The sequence below is a fragment of the Burkholderia sp. A9 genome (genome assembly GCF_000801975.1).
Window position 1 is genome coordinate 12638 of the sequence record NZ_JSZN01000015.1, and the last position, 17026, is coordinate 29663.

Sequence of the window (17026 nt, forward strand, 5' to 3'; positions counted from 1 at the left end):
CAAGACACATTCCATTCCCGGATGTCTCAAAAATTTCCCGCAGGTGCACCATTTCCGGCTTCGGCGGAATATATTGCTCAGAAGAACGGCCGCGGCGACAACCGGCAGCGCAGTCCGCGGCGTCATCCCGAAGAGGACGCTAGATGATCAGGGTAATTCTGGCTGACGATCACGCAGTCATGCGGGACGGACTGCGTCACATCCTGGAAACGGCCGGCGGCTTCGAAATCGTCGGCGAGGCGAGCGACGGCGCGGCCACGCTCGCGCTGGCGGAGCGCGGCACCGCCGACGTGCTGCTGCTCGACCTGTCGATGCCCGCGCCGACCGGCATCGAGCTGATCCGGCTCGTCAAGGCGCATGCGCCGTCGCTGCGCACGCTCGTGCTGACGATGCATGCGGAAACGCAGTACGCCGCGCGCGCGTTCAAGGCCGGCGCGACCGGCTATCTGACCAAGGACAGCGCGACCGCCGAACTCGTCGAGGCGGTCGGCAAGGTCGCGGCGGGTGGCGTCTACGTGAGCCCGTCGGCGGCCGAGAGCCTGGCGCGCACGCTGCGCGCCCCCGCCGACCTGCTGCCGCACGAACGGCTGTCCGCGCGTGAGCTCGACGTGATGCGCCGCATCGTCGCCGGCCAGACGGTCACGCGGATCGCGTCGGAACTCACGCTCAGCGCGAAGACGGTCAGCACCTACAAGACGCGGATCCTCGAGAAGATGGCGTTGCCGCACGAAGCCGCGCTGGTCCGCTATGCGGTGCGGCACGATCTCGACCTCGGTGGCGACGACGCATGACGACCGCATCCCGCTTCCGCCCCGCTGCCGACGACGCGCAGGACCCGCAGGACCCGTCACGCCTGTTCATGTCGTCGCTGCCGCCGGGCCGGCCCGAGCGGCGGCTCGCGATCGCGACGGTGATCGTGTCGGCAGTGATCTTCGCCGCGCTCGCGCCGTTCGCGGGCGTGCAGCTGGCCCAGGCGCAGGCATTCATCCCCGTGTACCAGTCGGCGATCGTCGTCAACGACATGGTGACGGCCGGCCTGCTGCTCGGCCAGTACGCGATCCTGCGCGAGAAATCGCTGCTCGCGCTCGCGGGCGGCTACCTGTTCACGGGCTTCATGGCCGGCACCCATATGCTGACCTTTCCCGGGCTGTTCACGCCGACCGGCCTGCTCGGCGCGGGCGAACAGACCACCGCATGGCTCTATCTGTTCTGGCACGGCGGCTTTCCGCTGGCGGTCGCCGCGTACGTGCTGCTGCGCGTGACGCCGCGCGCCCGGCCGCCGGCGCTTGCGCAGCGCCGCGCGGCGATTCCGATCCTGCTGTGCATCGTCGTGGCCGCCGGCGCGACCGTCGCGCTCGCGCTGCTCGCGACCACCGGCCACGACCTGCTGCCACGCATCATGAACGGCAACCGGATGGCGTCGACGATGACGAACGCGATCACGACCGTCTGGACGCTGAACCTCGCCGCGCTCGTGCTGATGTGGCGGCTGCGGCGGCGCCATTCCGTGCTCGACCTGTGGGTGATGATCGTGCTCGTCGCCTGGCTGTTCGACATCGCGCTGTCGGCGATGCTGAATCACGGCCGCTTCGACCTGGGCTTCTACGCGGGACGCACGTACGGCCTCGTCGCGTCGGGCGTCGTGCTGTTCGCGCTGCTGTTCGAGAACGGCCGGCTGCATGCGCAGACGGTGCGCGCGCTGGCCGGTGCGCGTTATCAGCATCTGCTCGTCGTGCAGAAGAGCGCGCAGCTCAACGAGGCGAACGAACGGCTCGAGCAGCGTGTCGCGGCCCGCACCGCCCAGTTGAGCGCGTCGAACCGCGACCTGCGGCGCGAAGTCGAGGAGCGCGTGCGCGCGGAGCGGGCGCTGCAGAAGTCGCGCGAGGAGCTGCGCGAGATCGCGGCGATCAGCGCGAGCGCGCGCGAGGCCGAACAGCGCCGCATCGCGCGCGAACTGCACGACGAGCTCGCGCAGATGCTCGCGGCGCTGAAGAACGATCTCGAATGGCTGCTCGACCACGTGCCGCAGGACGACGCGCCGCTTGCGCGCAAGATCGCGGCGATGCACGCGCTCGCGCGCGGCGCGGTGACGGCCACGCGACGCATCGCGTCCGACCTGCGCCCGCTGATGCTCGACGATCTCGGGTTCGCGGCCGCGATGCAATGGCTCGTGGACGATTTCCGGCACCGTCACGGCATGGCGTGCGCGCTGCGCGTCGAGCCGGCCGAGCTGCAGCTCGACGAACCGTATGCGACGGCCGTGTTCCGCATCGCGCAGGAAGCGCTCGCGAACGTCGCGCGGCATGCGGCCGCGTCGAGCGCGACCGTGGATCTGTTGTACCGGGACGACACGATCGCGCTGAGGATCCATGACGACGGCGCGGGCTTCGATCCCGGTGCGCCGCGCAAGTCGGGATCGTTCGGGCTGGTGGGCCTGCGCGAGCGCGCGTACCTGGTCGGCGGCACGCTACGGATCGATACGACGCTCGGCGAAGGGACCACGGTGGAGGTGGAGATTCCGTTGTCGTCCGCGCATGTCGCGATTGCGCATGACGGACGGGGGGCGTCGGGCACTGACAGGTAAAGCGGTTCAAGCAGCAGCGGCGGAATGCCGCTGCGGGGATCAGTGGAAGTCGTCTTCCCGCTGATCCCGAACGGCGAGGATCGTGACCTGTTCTGCACTTTCGATCTCGAACAACGAGACGTAGCCTGACGTACCGAAGGAAACGATCAGTTCGCGCAGGAACGGATTGCGCTCATCGATCTTGCGGCAGGTAAACGGAAACCATCGCAACATGGCCACGCCTCGTTCGATTGCTTCCAACGCCCTCGCTGCCGCTTCCTCATCACGGTCGAGCAGATATCGATACAGTCGCACCCAGTCTTCGCGCGCCGCGCGCGTATATCGGACCTGATAGCTCAATCGGCCGCCTTCTTCGAACGAGCCGCTTTCAGCATGCGCTCGAGCTCGCGCTGAACATCCGCGGCATCGACGTATTCGCCCGTTCGCCGCGCGTCGTCACGCGACGCCAAACCTCGCGCGACGAATTCGCGCTGCAGGCGTCGCCGAGCAATGCCATCGCGCAACGCCGCCTCCATGAACGCAGACAGCGTCTCGTTTTCCGCCAGGACCGATTCCGCTTCCTCACGCAACTGCGGATCGACGCGCAGCGCGGGCATCGTGGCCGTTTTCATTGCACTCTCCATGCATTACATATGTAATGCATGGTAGCGCATCGCCCAAATCGACGGCAGTCGGCCGTTCGTTGTAGCCGGGCCGTCAAGACCGCTCACGCCCGCGCCGCGACCATCCCCCGCTCCGAGCGCGTCCACGCGACCAGCGCGCCGATCCCGAGCAACGCGAGGCACACGATCGGCACGATCATCGGCCCGAACGCGGTGCCCGTCACCTTGCCCGCGAACGGCATCAGGTTCTGGCTGATGAAGCCGCCGAGGTTGCCGATCGAATTGATCGCCGCGACGCTCGCTGCCGCCCGCGCGCCGGTGAAGTAGCGCGGCGGCATCGACCAGAAGCACGGATACAGCAGCGGGATGCACGCGCCGCCGAGCACGAGCGCGATGAAGCGCAGCGGCGTCGACGGCAGCACGAGGCTCAGCAGGAAGCCGAGCGCGCCGAGCGCCGCGACGATCGCGATCGTGCGCAGGATGCTCTTCGCGCGGCGCAGCTTCGACGGCAGCCACACCAGCAGCAGCACCGCGAGCGCCCACGGCAGCATGCTCAGGAGTCCGTTCATGCTGCTCGACACACCGAACGATTTCACGAGCGTCGGCAGCCAGTACGTGACGCCGTACAGCGACGTCGACATCAGCATGTAGGTCGCCGCGAACAGCATCACGCGCGGATCGAGCAGCGCCTTCCACGGCTGCCCGTGCTCGGCCTGCGCGGGCTTCTCGCGTTCGAGCGCGGCCGCGACGATCTGCTTCTCGCGTTCGTCGAGGAACGGTGCATCGCGGAACGATGCCGGCAGCACGCGGAACACGACGATCGCGACGATCACGGCCGGAATGCCCGTCGCCACGAACACCCACTGCCAGCCCGCGAGCCCCCACACGCCGTTCAGGCTCAGCAGCACGCCGCCGACCAGCGAGCCGAGCATGTTCGCGAGCGCGCTGCCGAGCGTGAAGATGCCGAGCACCTTCGCGCGGTAGCTCTGCGGGAACCACAGCGTCAGGTAATAGATCACGCCCGGATAGAAGCCGGCCTCGGCGATCCCGAGCAGGAAGCGCAGCGAGCAGAACGCGGGCATCGACGTCGTGAAGCCCATCAGCACGGTGATGAGACCCCACGTCAGCATGATCCGCGCGAGCCACACGCGTGCGCCGTAGCGATGCAGCGCGAGCGTGCTCGGCACCTCGAACAGCAGGTAGCCGATGAAGAACAGCGACGACGCGAGACCGAACGCGGCCTCGGTCATCCCGAGGCTGTGCACCATCTGCAGTTTCGCGAAACCGACGTTCTGCCGGTCGATGAATGCGATCAGGAACATCACGACGAGGATGGGCAGCAGGCGCCGCGCCATCTTCGACATGATGCGCTGCTCTTCGGCGGACGCGGGGTCCAGGGTTTCGGTAGCGTTCACTACGGGCTCCTCCGTGAATCGGTTGCTGGTCGGTTGAATCGGCGCCACGCGCAACGAATGCGCGGGCGCGGTGGGGTTCGATGAAATCGGGGTCCGGCGACGGACGGCGGCGCTCAGCCCGTCCGGTAGTCGTCGAGCATCGGCGCGAACATCTCGTGCCACGCGCGCGGCTTCGCCTTGATCGTGCCGGCGAGGTACAGGAATTCGACGTAGTCCATCAGCTGGTTCGGCCGCACCGAGAACCGCGTGTCCGGCGCGGCGAGCATCTGCATCACGTCGTCGTGCGACACGCCGACCCCCGACGACGACGCATACAGCGCGGCCGCCGCGCGCGGGTCCTGCGCGATCAGGCGGTTCGCTTCGTCGAGCGCGCCGAGAAACGCCGTGGCCAGCGCAGGCTCCGCGTCGACGAGCCGCTTCGGCGCGAACACCACGTCGAGCGTCATCGGGCCGAGCACGTCCACCGAGTTCACGACGCGATGAATGCCCGGCTGCCGCAATTCGAGCGTCGAGAACGGCGGCGACGTGAAGTGTGCGGTGACGCCGTTCTCGCGGCGGATCAGCGCCTGCATCGCCTGCGGATGCGGCAGGTTCACGGTGATCGAGTCGAGCTGCGCGAAATGCGTCGCGCCGAGCTGCCGGCTCGCGACCATCTGCAACACGACCGCCGACAGCGACGTGCGGATACCCGGCACCGCGATCCGGTCGGACGGCGTGAAGTCGCGCAGCGACGCGAGGCCCGGACGGTTCGCATTGAGCGACAGCGACGTGGTCGACAGCCCGCTGATGCCGATCACCTCGACGTTCGGAATCCCGCGCGCCCGCGCCCACAGCTCGATGAAACCCGGCGCGCCGGCGCCCGCGAAGTCGAGCGTGCCGGCCATCATCGCGTCGTTGACGGAATTGCCGCCGTCGAGCAGCACCCAGTCGACCGCGACGTCGCGCAGGCCGTGCCGCGCCGCGTGCCGCTCGAACAGGCGCTGCTTCTCCATCACGAGCAGCGGCAGGTACAGCACGCCATAGCCTTTCGAGATCCGCACGGTGCGCGGCTTCGCGCGCACCAGCGACCGCGCCCCGAGCACGCCCAGTGCACCGAGGCCGGCGGCGAGCAACGCGCGGCGGCGCGACGACGTCGTCATGCGCGCGCCTCCGCGCAGCAGGCGGCGGGCGGCAACGCGGCAGCCAGCGGCGCGCGTCTGCGCACCGTCGGCCGCGCCTGCGTCGTGCCCGTGACATGCTGCATGTTGTCGTCTCCTCTGGTATTAATGCCGTCGTCGCTTGTTCCGGCTGGACACAGGTTATCGAGCGAGTCTGAGAAAATGCTGACATCCCGGCCTCGGGAAAACCCCTAAACCCATCTACCTGCAAACGGCACCATGCGCATTCTCGTGGTGGAGGACGATGCCGAAATCGGCGCGGCGATCCGTAGCCGCCTCGCGCGGCTCGGCCACGCCGTCGATCTCGAAACCGACGGCTCGACCGCGAACAGCCTGCTGCGCGTCGAGCGCTTCGATCTGGTCGTGCTCGATGCGAACCTGCCCGGGCTCGACGGCTTCACGGTATTGCGCCACCTGCGCGCGTCGGGCAGCACGACGCCGGTACTGCTCGTCACTGCGCGCTCGGCGATCGACGACCGCGTGAGCGGCCTCGGCCTCGGCGCCGACGACTATCTGGTGAAGCCGTTCGACTATCGCGAGCTTGACGCGCGCGTGCAGGCGCTGCTGCGCCGCAACAGCGGCCATGCGAACGACGTGCTGACGCTCGGCGGCCTCGTGATCGACCGCAGCAGCCGTCTCGCGGAACTCGACGGCCAGCCGCTGTCGCTGTCGCGCCAGGAGTTCGCGCTGCTCGAGATTCTCGCCAGCCGCCCGCAGCGGATCTTCTCGAAGGACGAGCTGCTGAACCAGCTGTTCAGCTTCGGCAACGAGCCGACCGCGAACGCCGTCGAGCAATACGTGACACGCGTGCGCAAGAAGCTGCAGGGCAGCTCGGTCGAGATCCGCACCGCGCGCGGGATGGGGTATCAGATTGCCGCGCATTGACTGGTTCCCGAAGACGCTGTTCGGGCGCACGCTGCTGTTCATCGCGCTCGTCGTCGCGACCGGCGCGCTCGCGCTGGCGATCATCGCGCGCTACTACGCGGGCGTCGCGGCCGAACGCGCCTATGACCAGCTGCTCGCCGGCGCGTCGATCCAGGTCGCGGAGAACCTGTACGTGCAGGGCGGCGTGCTCGCGCTGAACCCGCCGGTGGCCGCGCTGTCGACGCTGTCGCGCTACGACCTCGTCTACTACAAGGTCGTCGATTCGCGCGGCGTGGTGGTGGCCGGCTACAACGATCTCGCGAGCCCCGCGACGCTCGCCGCCGCGAAACAGGGCCCCGCGTTCGCGAACGCCGTCTACCAGGGGCACCGGATCCGCACCGCGACCATCGCGCGCTACATGCCCGAGGAAAGCACGCCGGGCTGGGCGCTCGTCACGGTTGCGCAGACAACCAATGCGCGGCAGCAGCTGACCAACGACATGAGCATCAAGGTGTGGACGCTGATCCTGCTGATGAGCGTGCTCGCGATCGGTGCGAGCGGCCTCGCGATCCGGCGCGGGCTGCGCCCGCTCGCGCAGATCGGCGCGATCATCGCCGCGCGCGACCCGGCCGACCTGCGGCCGGTGGCCGTCGATACGCCGAGCGAGATCGATGCGATCATCGGTTCGATCAACGGGCTGATGCATCGCCTGGCCGAGCGCATCAACGCGATGCAGCGCTTCATCGCCGACGCCGCGCACCAGATGCGCACGCCGCTCGCGCGGCTCGACGCGCAGATCGAACTGCTCGACGGCGAAGCCGATCCCGCGCGTCATGCGGCGCGCCTCGATGCATTGCGCGCGACCTGCTCGGATGTCGGGCGGCTCACGGGGCAGTTGCTCAATCATGCGATGGTGATCCATCGCACCGAGGCCGTGCCGCTGCAACCGGTCGAGCTCGTCGCGCTCGCGAAGAACGTGCTCGGCCGCGCGATTCCGCTCGCGGACGAGCGCGACGTGGCCGTCGCGTTCGCGAGCGACGCGCCGCATGCGTGGATCGACGGCGATGCGATCAGCCTGCAGGAGGCGCTGTCGAACGTGCTGCACAACGCGCTGCTGCATGGTCATGCGGACGATATCGTCGTATCGGTCGCCACGGCGGGTCATGCGGACGATGCGGTGACGCTGACCGTCACCGACAACGGGCGCGGGATTCCACGCGAGCATTGGGATGCGGCGTTGCAGCCGTTCGTGCGGATCGCGCCGGATGGCAGCGAGCGCCGCACGGGGTCGGGGCTCGGGCTCGCGATCGTGCAGGAAGTGATGAAGGCGCACGGCGGGCGCGTCGGGTTCGCGTTTCCCGATGCGGGCGGGTTTGCGGTGGTGTTGACGTTTCCGCGGGCGGCGACGACGCACGCGGACAAAGCTTAGGCTACCGGAGTATTTGACATACGGCCGTTCGAACGCCAACCGGCGACAGATGCTCAGTCGTCGCTGTCGCTGTCACGATCGTCGTCATGCTGCAGCACACGCGCAGGCAACGGGCCGTCCTGCAATTCGTTCCCCTCGGCATGCTGCGCGATCCGCGGGAATGCATCGAATGCCTGCGTAAACGACGGGTAGTCCGTCGCGCCTGGTGGGTCCCGCTGTTCGAAGTCGTAGCCGGCTTTCTGAATGGAATCGGTCAACATGGCGCGGCGCCCTCGTGGCGTTCGATGTCCGGAGAACGTCAACCTGCCCTGGGTTTCGGCACGCCAAGTGCTTTTCGTCACGCCTTGTGCGTCGACAACAAAATGCTCGTCTCCGTATTCGCGATGCCGTCGATCAACCGGATCGCGCCGAGCACGCGATCGAAGTGCTCGAGCGAATCGGCATGCAGCTCGGCGACCAGATCCCAGCGCCCGTTCGTGCTGTGGATCGACGCGACGTTCGGATGCCCGCGCAGCACCTTCACCACTTCCGCACCGCGATTGCCCTGCACCGCGATCGACATCAGTGCGCGGATCCGGTGCCGCTCGGCCGCCGGCTTGAGCCGCACCGTATAGCCGACGATCACGCCGTTCTTCTCCAGCCGCGTCAGCCGGTTCTGCACCGTCGCGCGCGCGACGCGCAACTCCTTCGCGAGGGCGACGACGGGCAGCCGTGCGTTGTCGCGCAGCAGCGCGATGAGCTGCCGGTCGACGTCGTCGAGCGTAATCATGAACGGACCTTCCTGTTGAACGTGAGCCGGCCGCCAGCGTGCCGGACCGCATGCATTCCGACTAGTACGTATCGTACAAACTGCCGGAATTGGCCAGCAATTTGCCAAGTCTATCGATAAATCTGCCACTTTTGCCGTCTTTTTGTTGGCTCGACTCCCGGAAATAATGACTCCATCGACCGGCAGCATCCGCCGCGACACCGCTTTTCATGGAGCCGGGGCCCGGGCCGAAGCGCCCGCCCCGGTCGACCAGAACGCCAGGACACCCGTCCCGGCAAAAAAATGGAGACAGACCGATGACTCGCTTCCTCGACGTACCCGCAACTGCCCGACTGATCGCCAAGACCGGCGTCACGCCGTTCCTGCGTGAGCTCGTCGACACGCTGCGCGCCGATTACCTGCACTGGGCCGACTTCGACAAGTCGCCGCGCATCGCCTGCCACTCGCGCGACGGCGTGATCGAGCTGATGCCCGTCGCGAACGCATCGCTGTTCGCGTTCAAGTACGTGAACGGCCACCCAGTCAACGCCGCACGCGGGATGCACACGGTGATGGCCTTCGGCGCACTCGCCGAAGTCGACACCGGCTACCCGCTGCTGCTCGCCGAACTCACGCTGACCACCGCGCTGCGCACGGCCGCGACGTCGGTGCTGGCCGCACAGGCGCTCGCGCGCCCCGACTCGCGCACGATGGCGCTGATCGGCAACGGCGCGCAGAGCGAATTCCAGGCGATCGCGTTCCACACGCTGCTCGGCATCGAGGAGATCCGCGTGTTCGACGTCGATCCGCACGCGACCGACAAGCTCGTGCAGAACCTCGCCGCCTATCCGGCACTGCGCGTCGTGCGCGCCGCATCGACCGCCGACGCCGTGCGCGGCGCCGACATCGTGACGACCGTCACCGCCGACAAGGCGTACGCAACGATCGTCACGGCCGACATGATCGAGCCCGGCATGCACCTGAACGCGGTCGGCGGCGATTGCCCGGGCAAGACCGAGCTCGAAGCGGGCGTGCTGCACGCGGGCCGCGTGTTTGTCGAATTCGAGCCGCAGTCGCGCATCGAGGGCGAGATCCAGCAAATGCCGGCCGATTTCCCGGTGACCGAGCTGTGGCGCGTGCTGCAGGGCGAGACGACCGGCCGCGAACGCGCGGACGAAGTCACGGTGTTCGATTCGGTCGGCTTCGCGCTCGAGGACTACTCGGCGCTGCGCTACCTGTACGCGCTCGCGCAGCAGCACAACGCGGGCGTCGAAATCGCGCTGATTCCGCCGGCCGTCGATCCGAAGAACCTGTTCGCGCTGATCGACGATCCGGCTGCGATCGCGCAGGGTCACGCGGCGTTCGTGACCGAAGCCGTCGCCGCATTCGCGCGCTGATCGTCATCGCGGGCGGCGTGCGCGCCGCCCGGTTCCCCGCCTCTCGCCTTTACCATCCATGAATCTCGTATCGATCCAGGCGCCGGCCGCCGTCGTGATGATCCGGCCGCACCACTTCCTGCCGAACCCGCAGACCGCGGCCGACAACGCCTTCCAGCGCACGGCCGCCGGCGGCGCGAACGACACGCCGTCGGTGTCGGCCGCCGCGCGCGACGAAGTCACCGCCGCCGCGCAGACGCTCGCGGACGCAGGCGTGCGCGTGCATGTGTTCGACGATCACGGCGAGCGCGACACGCCCGACTCGGTGTTCCCGAACAACTGGTTCTCGACGCATCCGGGCGGACACATCGCGCTGTATCCGATGTATAGCCCGAACCGACGCCGCGAGCGGCGCGCGGACATCGTCGAGATGCTGAAGGCCGAATACCGCGTGCAGGACGTGATCGACTACTCGGGGCTCGAATACGACGACGTGTTCCTGGAAGGCACCGGCGCGATGGTGCTCGACCATGTCGCGCGGATCGCGTACACCGCGCGTTCGCGCCGCGCCGATCCGGTCGCGCTCGAGCGCTTCTGCACGAACTTCAACTTCGAGCCGATCTGCTTCGACACGGCCGACGCCAACGGGAACCCGATCTATCACACGAACGTGATGATGAGCGTCGCCACCGAGTTCGCGATGGTCGGCCTCGACCTGATCGCCGACCGCCGGCGCCGCGACGAGATCGCGCAACGCCTGGCCGAGACCGGGCGCACCGTGATCGCGCTCGACCACGCGCAGATCGCGAACTTCGCGGGCAATACGCTGGAACTGTCGGGCAAGGACGGGCGCGTGCTCGCACTGTCGCGGCGCGCCTTCGACTGTCTCACCGACGAGCAGCGCGGGACGATCGAGCGCTCCGCGCGGCTGCTGCCGCTCGACGTGCCGACGATCGAACTGGCCGGCGGATCGGTGCGCTGCATGCTCGCGGGCATTCACCTCGCGCGGCGCGCGGCGGCACCTGACGCGAAGGAAATCGAATCGCCGGAACGGCGCCGCGAACCGGTGTCGCACACCTGAGAGACCTGCCGCGGCGGAAGCTCCGACGCAACCGGACAATGCTTCGATCTGCACACCAGATCGAAGCATCCCGCCTTTCAATCAACCTGCCAGCAGCTTCAACCCGGCCGGCAGCGTCTCGCCGAACACGCGCGCCGTGTCGGCTTCGTCGAACGCAATCGCTTCGCGCACCATGTCGATCCACGCTGCCGACGCATTCGCGACCGACAGGCGCCTGATCACCGCCTCACGCGTCTCGTCCGGCAGATCGCGCTCGCGGTCGCCGGTCATTCGCGCGATTTGCGCGACGGCGAAGGCCGCGGGCTCGACGTGCTTCCAGTCGAGCGCGAACAGCGCATCGAGCCAGCGATTCGCGACGTCGGCCGGCACGACACTGTGCGCGCTGCCGTAGAACGGCCGGCGCGCACCGATCCGCCCGAGCGCCCACGCGCACAGCGTGCGCTCTGCCGGCTTCTGCAATTGCACGATCAATCGCTCGGCCAGTTCCACCTTGCGCCCGACAGGCAGTCGTTCAAGCGACGCGGACAAGCGTGTCATGTCGGCAGGGCCGACCTTGGCAGGGTCGAACGGCAGCTTGCGACGCTTGTCGTCGGACGGCTCGAGGAACGCGATCGCGTCGCGCACCTGCGTCTGCGCGTCGTCGTCGAGGCCGCCGGCCACGCGCCGCCAAAGCGTCCACCACTCGGACCATACCTGCGCGTCGTTCACGTACTGGATCCCGTCGTCGAACAGCGGCCACAGCTGCTCGATGCGCCAGGCATCGAGCGGATGGCCGAAGCCCGGGCGCAGGCAGTAGCCGGCGAGGTTCAGCCATGCGCGTTCGTGATCGGCCGAACGCCGCCGGCGACGCGCCCGCGCGAGCAACGCGTCGAACAGTTCGCGTGCGAGTGCAACGTCCCACTCGTCGCGCGGACCGAGCACCTGCTCAAGTTGCGCGCGTAACCGTCGCGTGTCCTTCGGCGTAACGTCCGCGGCCTTGCTGCCGAACGAGCGGTCGATCAGCTCGATCGCGTGATCGAGACGCGGATGGCGCGCGAGCGCGGCATCGTCGCCCTGCGCGGGCGCATCGCCGCGCAACTGGAATTCGAGCCGCCAGCGCCGCGCTGCATCATCGGTTGCGATGCAGTGCATTTCGAGCGTGCCGACCTCGGTCAGCGACGCGGTGAGTTTCACCGGCGTTTCGCGCGCGTCGCCGCCGGCCTGCCGATCGACGACCGTCGCGATCGGCGGCAGCCGCACGAAGTCGCCACCGTCCAGTTCGACCAGATCGCCGGGCTGGTATGCGGTTTCGGCCACCGTCGACACGAGGTGGAAACGCACCGGCTGGCCGAGCTGCAGCGCGAACGTGCGTTCCTCGAGCCGGATCTCGCGGCCTTCTTCCGAACCGCGCGGCAGCAGGCAGACACCGCGTGCCGCTGCATCGCCGCCATCGTCGAGCACGAGGAAATAACTGCGCGCGGAGCCGCCGCCGATGCGCGGCGCATGCCCTGCCCGCGCAAGGCCGTAGGCCACCGCGCCGCGCGCGACCGCGACGTCCGGATGCGCGTTGTGCAGCACGTCGAGCGGCGCGCCGCGCCACGCGCCGAGCGTCTGCGCGAGACGGCCGGCGAGCACGTCCGCACGGAACACGCCGCCGTTGAGCAGCAGCGTGTCGGGCAGCGGGCCTTCCGCGTGACGGTTCAGGAACGCGGCGACGTGCCGCGTGACGGCCGGGTCACTCGCATACGGCAAGCCGAATTCGACGATCGCGGCCCGCGCACGGCGCGGGAGCTCGCCGGCCGCGACCTGCGGAAAGAACCCGTCGACGACGATCTGCTCGACTTCCTGCCGCGTCAGCTCGGCCGAGCGCGCGCCGCCGACGAGCTTGCTGCCCGCGCCGAGCAGCGTCACGGTGACGGAGGCCGGCGCGTCGTCGCCGAGCAGCCGCTCCTTCGCCGCGCGGCAGCGTTCGACGAGCTGCGACAGGCACGCGGCCGACAGCCGCGTGCCGGGCTCGGTCAGCCGCGTCTCGACCAGGCGCGCAAGCGCGAGGTCCATGTTGTCGCCGCCGAGCATCAGGTGATTGCCGACGCCGACGCGCGTGAAGGTCGGTTCGCCGTCGTCGCCCGGCGCGACGTCGACGAGCGTGAGATCGGTCGTGCCGCCGCCGACGTCGCAGATCAGCACGCGACGCGCCCCGGCGAAGGTGTCGCGCAGCGTCGCGCGCTGGCCGTACAACCAGTCGTAGAACGCGGCCTGCGGCTCTTCCAGCAGCCGCAGCGCCGGCAGCTTCGCGCGCCTGGCTGCCTCGACCGTCAACGCGCGCGCGCCGTCGTCGAACGACGCGGGCACCGTGAGGATCACGTCCTGCTTCGCGAGCGGCGCATCGGGAAAGCGTGCATCCCACGCGGCACGCACGTGCGCGAGATAGCTCGCGCTCGCGTCGACCGGCGACACCTTGTCGACGCCGTCGGCCGCGCCCCACGGCAGGATTGCCGCGAGGCGGTCGACCGATGCGTGGGACAGCCAGCTCTTGGCGCTGGTGACGAGCCGGCCCGGCACCTGCGCACCGAGCGTGCGCGCATAGCGGCCGATCACGGCCGGCGGCGCAGCGGCGGCGGCCGCGTTCGCGTTTGCCTTCGGAGCGGCCGCCCACGGCAGGCGCAGCGCGTCCGGCGGCAGTTCGCCCGCCGCCGGGTGATAGCGCACCGACGGCAGCAGCGGCTGCGCGGCCACCGCGCCGGGGCCGACCAGCTGCTCGACGTCGAACACGCGGATCGCGTCGGAGCCGGCCTCGACGTATGCGACGACCGTGTTGCTGGTGCCGAGGTCGATGCCGACCGTATAGCGCTTCATCGCGTTCAGGCGGCGCCGCGCACGTCGAACTCGACCTTCCAGCGCTCGTCGGTGCCGCTCGGGATCGCCTCGAGTTCGAGCGTGCCGGCCTCGGTCACGCGCGCATGCAGCTTCACCGGCACGACCTCGCCGACCGTGCGCCCTTCGGCGGGCAGCGTGGCCTGGATTTCCTCGAGTTCCTGCAGCTCTTCCGGCGACCAGTAGTCGAGCAGCGTGCCAACCTGATCCTGACGACGCACCGACGACCCGAAGAAGCGGAACTGCACCGGTTCGCCGACGACGAGGCCGAACTCCTGCGGCGGCAGCGCCGCATCCGAGCCTTCCTCCATCCCGAACGGCGCGACGCACAGCGCCTGCACCGGCGGCTCCAGCCCCGGCACCGCGGGCATCGCCGATTCGATCGCGACGTAGTACGCACGCGCCGTGCCGCCGCGAATGCGCACGCCACGGCCGCGCTTCACGTAGCCGTAGTACGCCGCGCCGCGCGCGACCGCGAGATCGAGATCCGCGCCTTCGAGCAGGCGCGCGGCCGGCGCGCCTTCCGCTGCGAGCCAGCCGTTGAGCGTATCGAGCACGCGCTGCGTGAGCAGCGTCGACTTGAACACGCCGCCGTTGAACAGCACCGCGGTCGGATGCAGGAACGTCGCACCCTGCGGCAGCGTGCGCTGCACGCCTTCGAGCGCGTCGAGCGCCGCGACCTGGCGGCCGAGGAACGCCGCGAGATGGCGCGTGATGCCCGCGTCCTGCGCATACGGCAGGCCGAGCTGCGTCAGGCCGACGCGCGCGCGGCTCACCGGCCGCGCGGCCGCGTCGACTTGCGGGAAGAAGCCTTCGAGGATGATCTGCGTGAGTTCGGCGCGCGTCAGCTCCGTGCGGATCGAGCCGCCGATCAGCTTCGAGCCGCGGCTCGGCACGACGAGCGGCACCGCGTCGGTCGTCGGGTCGGACAGCAGCGTTTCCTTCGCCGCGCGGCACGCGTAGGTCAGCGCACGCAGTTGCCACGGATCGGCCTGTGTACCCTGCTGCGCGAGCTTGCGCGCGACCACGTGCGCGAGCGCGAGGTCCATGTTGTCGCCGCCGAGCAGGATGTGCTCGCCGACCGCCACGCGATGCAGTTCGAGATTGCCGTCGCGCTCGACCACCGCGATCAGCGACAGGTCGGTCGTGCCGCCGCCGACGTCCACGCACAGGATCAGGTCGCCGACCTGCACCTGCTTGCGCCAGCCGCCTTCGCTCTTCTGGATCCAGCTGTAAAGCGCGGCCTGCGGCTCCTCGAGCAGCGTCATCCGCGAGTAGCCGGCGGCACGGGCGGCTTCTGCCGTCAGTTCGCGCGCGGCCGGGTCGAACGATGCGGGGATCGTGACCGTCACGTCCTGGTCGGCGAACGGCGCGTCGGGGTGCGTGTGGTCCCACGCTTCGCGCAGGTGGGTCAGGTAGCGGATCGAGCTTTCCAGCGGCGACACGCGCGACACCTCGGGCGGCGCGTCGCTCGGCAGGATCGCCGCACGGCGATCGACGCCCGGGTGGCACAGCCAGCTCTTCGCGCTCGACACGAGGCGGATCGGCGTGCCGGCGCCGCGGGTGCGGGCCATTTCACCGACCGCGAAGCCGCGCGAGGCGGTCCACGGCAGCGTCAGGTCGCCCTGCGTCAGCTCGCTTTCATGCGGCAGGTAGAGGAACGACGGCAGCAGGTCGCGCGACTCCAGCGCGCCGGGCGCGGTCAGCTGCGCGATCGGCAGCACCTGCTGCGTGATGGTTTCACCGTCGCTCGCGGCGCTGTCGACGTACGACAGCGCGCAGTGGGTCGTACCGAGGTCGATACCGATCGAATAGCGCGGATCGCTCACAGTTCCACCTCCGCCGGTGCGACCACCGATGCGTCGTGGCTGCCCGTCAGCTTCGGCAGGCGCACGTCGGCCACGCGCCAGCCGCGATGGCTGACCGTGCCCGTGAACGGCGCGGCGCCGACCACGTTGCCCGTCACGCGCACGGCCGTCGCGTCGAAGCCGGCCGGCAGCGTCACGCGGCTGCCTTCGGCTTCGTCGCGCACCGGCACGATCGTGAAGTGCTCGCGCAGCGCAGTGCGGCAACCGTCGTGCACAAGGCGTGCGGCGGCGCCGATGTCGGCGTCCGCGTAGCCGGCGATGTCTTCCTCGACGAAATCGATGAAGCGCGCATCGCGCTGCAACAGGCCGAGCAGTTGCAGCGCGGCTTGCGGGCTCGCTTCGCGCAGCTCGGGGGCCGGCGCCTTCACGGGCGCGGGCGCCGGGGCCGCGGCGGGGGCCGGCGCAACCGGGGCCGGAGCGGGTGCGGCCGGCGCCGGTACCGGGGCGCCGTCGCGCACGCGCAGCACGCCGGCCGCGAACTCGCGATTGCCGATCACGGAAAAGAACGTGCCGACGGCCAGCGATAGCCGGCCGAAGAAGGACAGGTTGGATTCGGGCATGGGGTCTGGACTCCTGTGGGCTCGCGACACGGCGAGCAGCTTGCCTGGGCGCCGGGCGGCGGCGTGCGATTGCGCACTGCCGCCGCCCGGCGCGTGATTCGGACGCACCCTCTCGGGTGCGGAAAACCCGTATTTTGCCCTGTGACGGGCGAACCGGGCAGAAGTTGGGGGACAGAACACAACGGCGTGCAGATTTTGCGCCGCGCCGGATTGCGTCGGACTGCCGGCTAGTTGCCGTCGGCCGCGATGTTGCGGCGCGTCAGCGCGGCTTGCGGCGACGTGCCGCCGTCGCTTCGAATTCGCGCGACAGCGTGCCCAGCGTGACTTCGCCGAAGCGCGCGAGCAGCGCCGCTTCGGCCTCGTTCAGCGTGGCCGACAGATGCGCGTTGACCGCCTGTTCGACCAGGCATTCGGGCGCATCATCGGCCACCAGATCGGAAAACACCGGCGGCTCGCCGACGGGCAGGTCGTGCCGATCGATGCGTTGTT

General features: G+C 69.2%; 15 protein-coding genes and 1 pseudogene. 6 read left to right on the forward strand and 10 right to left on the reverse strand.

Going from position 1 to position 17026, the window contains the following annotated elements:
* The first annotated feature begins 143 nt into the window (after window positions 1-143).
* Both PI86_RS07165 and PI86_RS07170 read left to right on the forward strand, forming a co-directional pair.
* Entirely contained in the window at window positions 144-791 is a 648-nt protein-coding gene (locus PI86_RS07165) for a response regulator (protein ID WP_039320319.1), read from the forward strand.
* Window positions 788-2584, forward strand: a complete 1797-nt coding sequence (locus PI86_RS07170) for a sensor histidine kinase (RefSeq protein ID WP_039320322.1) — start codon at window positions 788-790, stop codon at window positions 2582-2584. The genes PI86_RS07165 and PI86_RS07170 overlap by 4 nt, the downstream gene beginning before the upstream one ends.
* Window positions 2585-2623: 39 nt before the next feature.
* Here PI86_RS07170 and PI86_RS07175 read toward each other — a convergent pair whose 3' ends face one another.
* The 4 genes from PI86_RS07175 to PI86_RS07190 all read right to left on the reverse strand — a co-directional run bounded on the left by PI86_RS07175 (window position 2624) and on the right by PI86_RS07190 (window position 5740).
* On the reverse strand, window positions 2624-2923 hold the full coding sequence (locus PI86_RS07175; protein ID WP_039320325.1) for a type II toxin-antitoxin system RelE/ParE family toxin: 300 nt from the start codon (window positions 2921-2923) through the stop codon (window positions 2624-2626).
* Window positions 2920-3195, reverse strand: coding sequence for a YlcI/YnfO family protein (locus PI86_RS07180; RefSeq protein WP_039320328.1), 276 nt, complete (start codon window positions 3193-3195; stop codon window positions 2920-2922). The genes PI86_RS07175 and PI86_RS07180 overlap by 4 nt, the downstream gene beginning before the upstream one ends.
* Before the next feature lie 95 nt (window positions 3196-3290).
* Window positions 3291-4601: an MFS transporter gene (locus PI86_RS07185; RefSeq protein ID WP_039320331.1), complete on the reverse strand. Its 1311-nt coding sequence runs from the start codon at window positions 4599-4601 to the stop codon at window positions 3291-3293.
* 113 nt (window positions 4602-4714) lie between these two features.
* Window positions 4715-5740, reverse strand: a complete 1026-nt coding sequence (locus PI86_RS07190) for an ABC transporter substrate-binding protein (RefSeq protein ID WP_039320333.1) — start codon at window positions 5738-5740, stop codon at window positions 4715-4717.
* Between the two features lie 237 nt (window positions 5741-5977).
* Between PI86_RS07190 and PI86_RS07195 the strand changes: the two genes are divergently transcribed.
* Both PI86_RS07195 and PI86_RS07200 read left to right on the forward strand, forming a co-directional pair.
* Window positions 5978-6643, forward strand: coding sequence for a response regulator transcription factor (locus PI86_RS07195; RefSeq protein WP_014900297.1), 666 nt, complete (start codon window positions 5978-5980; stop codon window positions 6641-6643).
* A complete protein-coding gene (locus PI86_RS07200) occupies window positions 6630-8051 on the forward strand; it encodes a sensor histidine kinase (RefSeq protein ID WP_014900298.1) in 1422 nt (473 codons plus the stop codon). Before PI86_RS07195 ends, PI86_RS07200 begins: the two co-directional genes overlap by 14 nt.
* A 53-nt stretch (window positions 8052-8104) precedes the next feature.
* On the opposite strand, the gene PI86_RS07205 is transcribed toward PI86_RS07200, so the two are convergent.
* Window positions 8105-8311 (reverse strand): hypothetical protein, encoded by a 207-nt coding sequence (locus PI86_RS07205; RefSeq protein ID WP_235362702.1) that lies wholly within the window; start codon window positions 8309-8311, stop codon window positions 8105-8107.
* Between the two features lie 77 nt (window positions 8312-8388).
* A complete protein-coding gene (locus PI86_RS07210) occupies window positions 8389-8820 on the reverse strand; it encodes an Lrp/AsnC family transcriptional regulator (RefSeq protein WP_006479718.1) in 432 nt (143 codons plus the stop codon).
* A gap of 296 nt (window positions 8821-9116) precedes the next feature.
* Between PI86_RS07210 and PI86_RS07215 the strand changes: the two genes are divergently transcribed.
* Window positions 9117-10196 (forward strand): ornithine cyclodeaminase, encoded by a 1080-nt coding sequence (locus tag PI86_RS07215; RefSeq protein WP_039320356.1) that lies wholly within the window; start codon window positions 9117-9119, stop codon window positions 10194-10196.
* Between the two features lie 58 nt (window positions 10197-10254).
* Window positions 10255-11256, forward strand: coding sequence for a citrulline utilization hydrolase CtlX (ctlX, locus tag PI86_RS07220; protein WP_039320359.1), 1002 nt, complete (start codon window positions 10255-10257; stop codon window positions 11254-11256).
* Between the two features lie 81 nt (window positions 11257-11337).
* Here ctlX and PI86_RS07225 read toward each other — a convergent pair whose 3' ends face one another.
* From PI86_RS07225 to PI86_RS07240, 4 genes and pseudogenes are all read right to left on the reverse strand, one after another.
* Window positions 11338-14091 carry an Hsp70 family protein gene (locus PI86_RS07225; RefSeq protein ID WP_039320361.1) on the reverse strand — a complete coding sequence of 918 codons (2754 nt, stop codon included), beginning with the start codon at window positions 14089-14091 and terminating at the stop codon, window positions 11338-11340.
* 5 nt (window positions 14092-14096) lie between these two features.
* Window positions 14097-15938 carry an Hsp70 family protein gene (locus tag PI86_RS07230; RefSeq protein WP_039320363.1) on the reverse strand — a complete coding sequence of 614 codons (1842 nt, stop codon included), beginning with the start codon at window positions 15936-15938 and terminating at the stop codon, window positions 14097-14099.
* On the reverse strand, window positions 15935-16537 hold the full coding sequence (locus PI86_RS07235) for a DUF2760 domain-containing protein (protein ID WP_039320365.1): 603 nt from the start codon (window positions 16535-16537) through the stop codon (window positions 15935-15937). Before PI86_RS07235 ends, PI86_RS07230 begins: the two co-directional genes overlap by 4 nt.
* Window positions 16538-16796: 259 nt before the next feature.
* Window positions 16797-16997, reverse strand: a pseudogene (locus PI86_RS07240) (transcriptional regulator); the annotation flags it as partial.
* Window positions 16998-17026 lie beyond the last annotated feature (29 nt).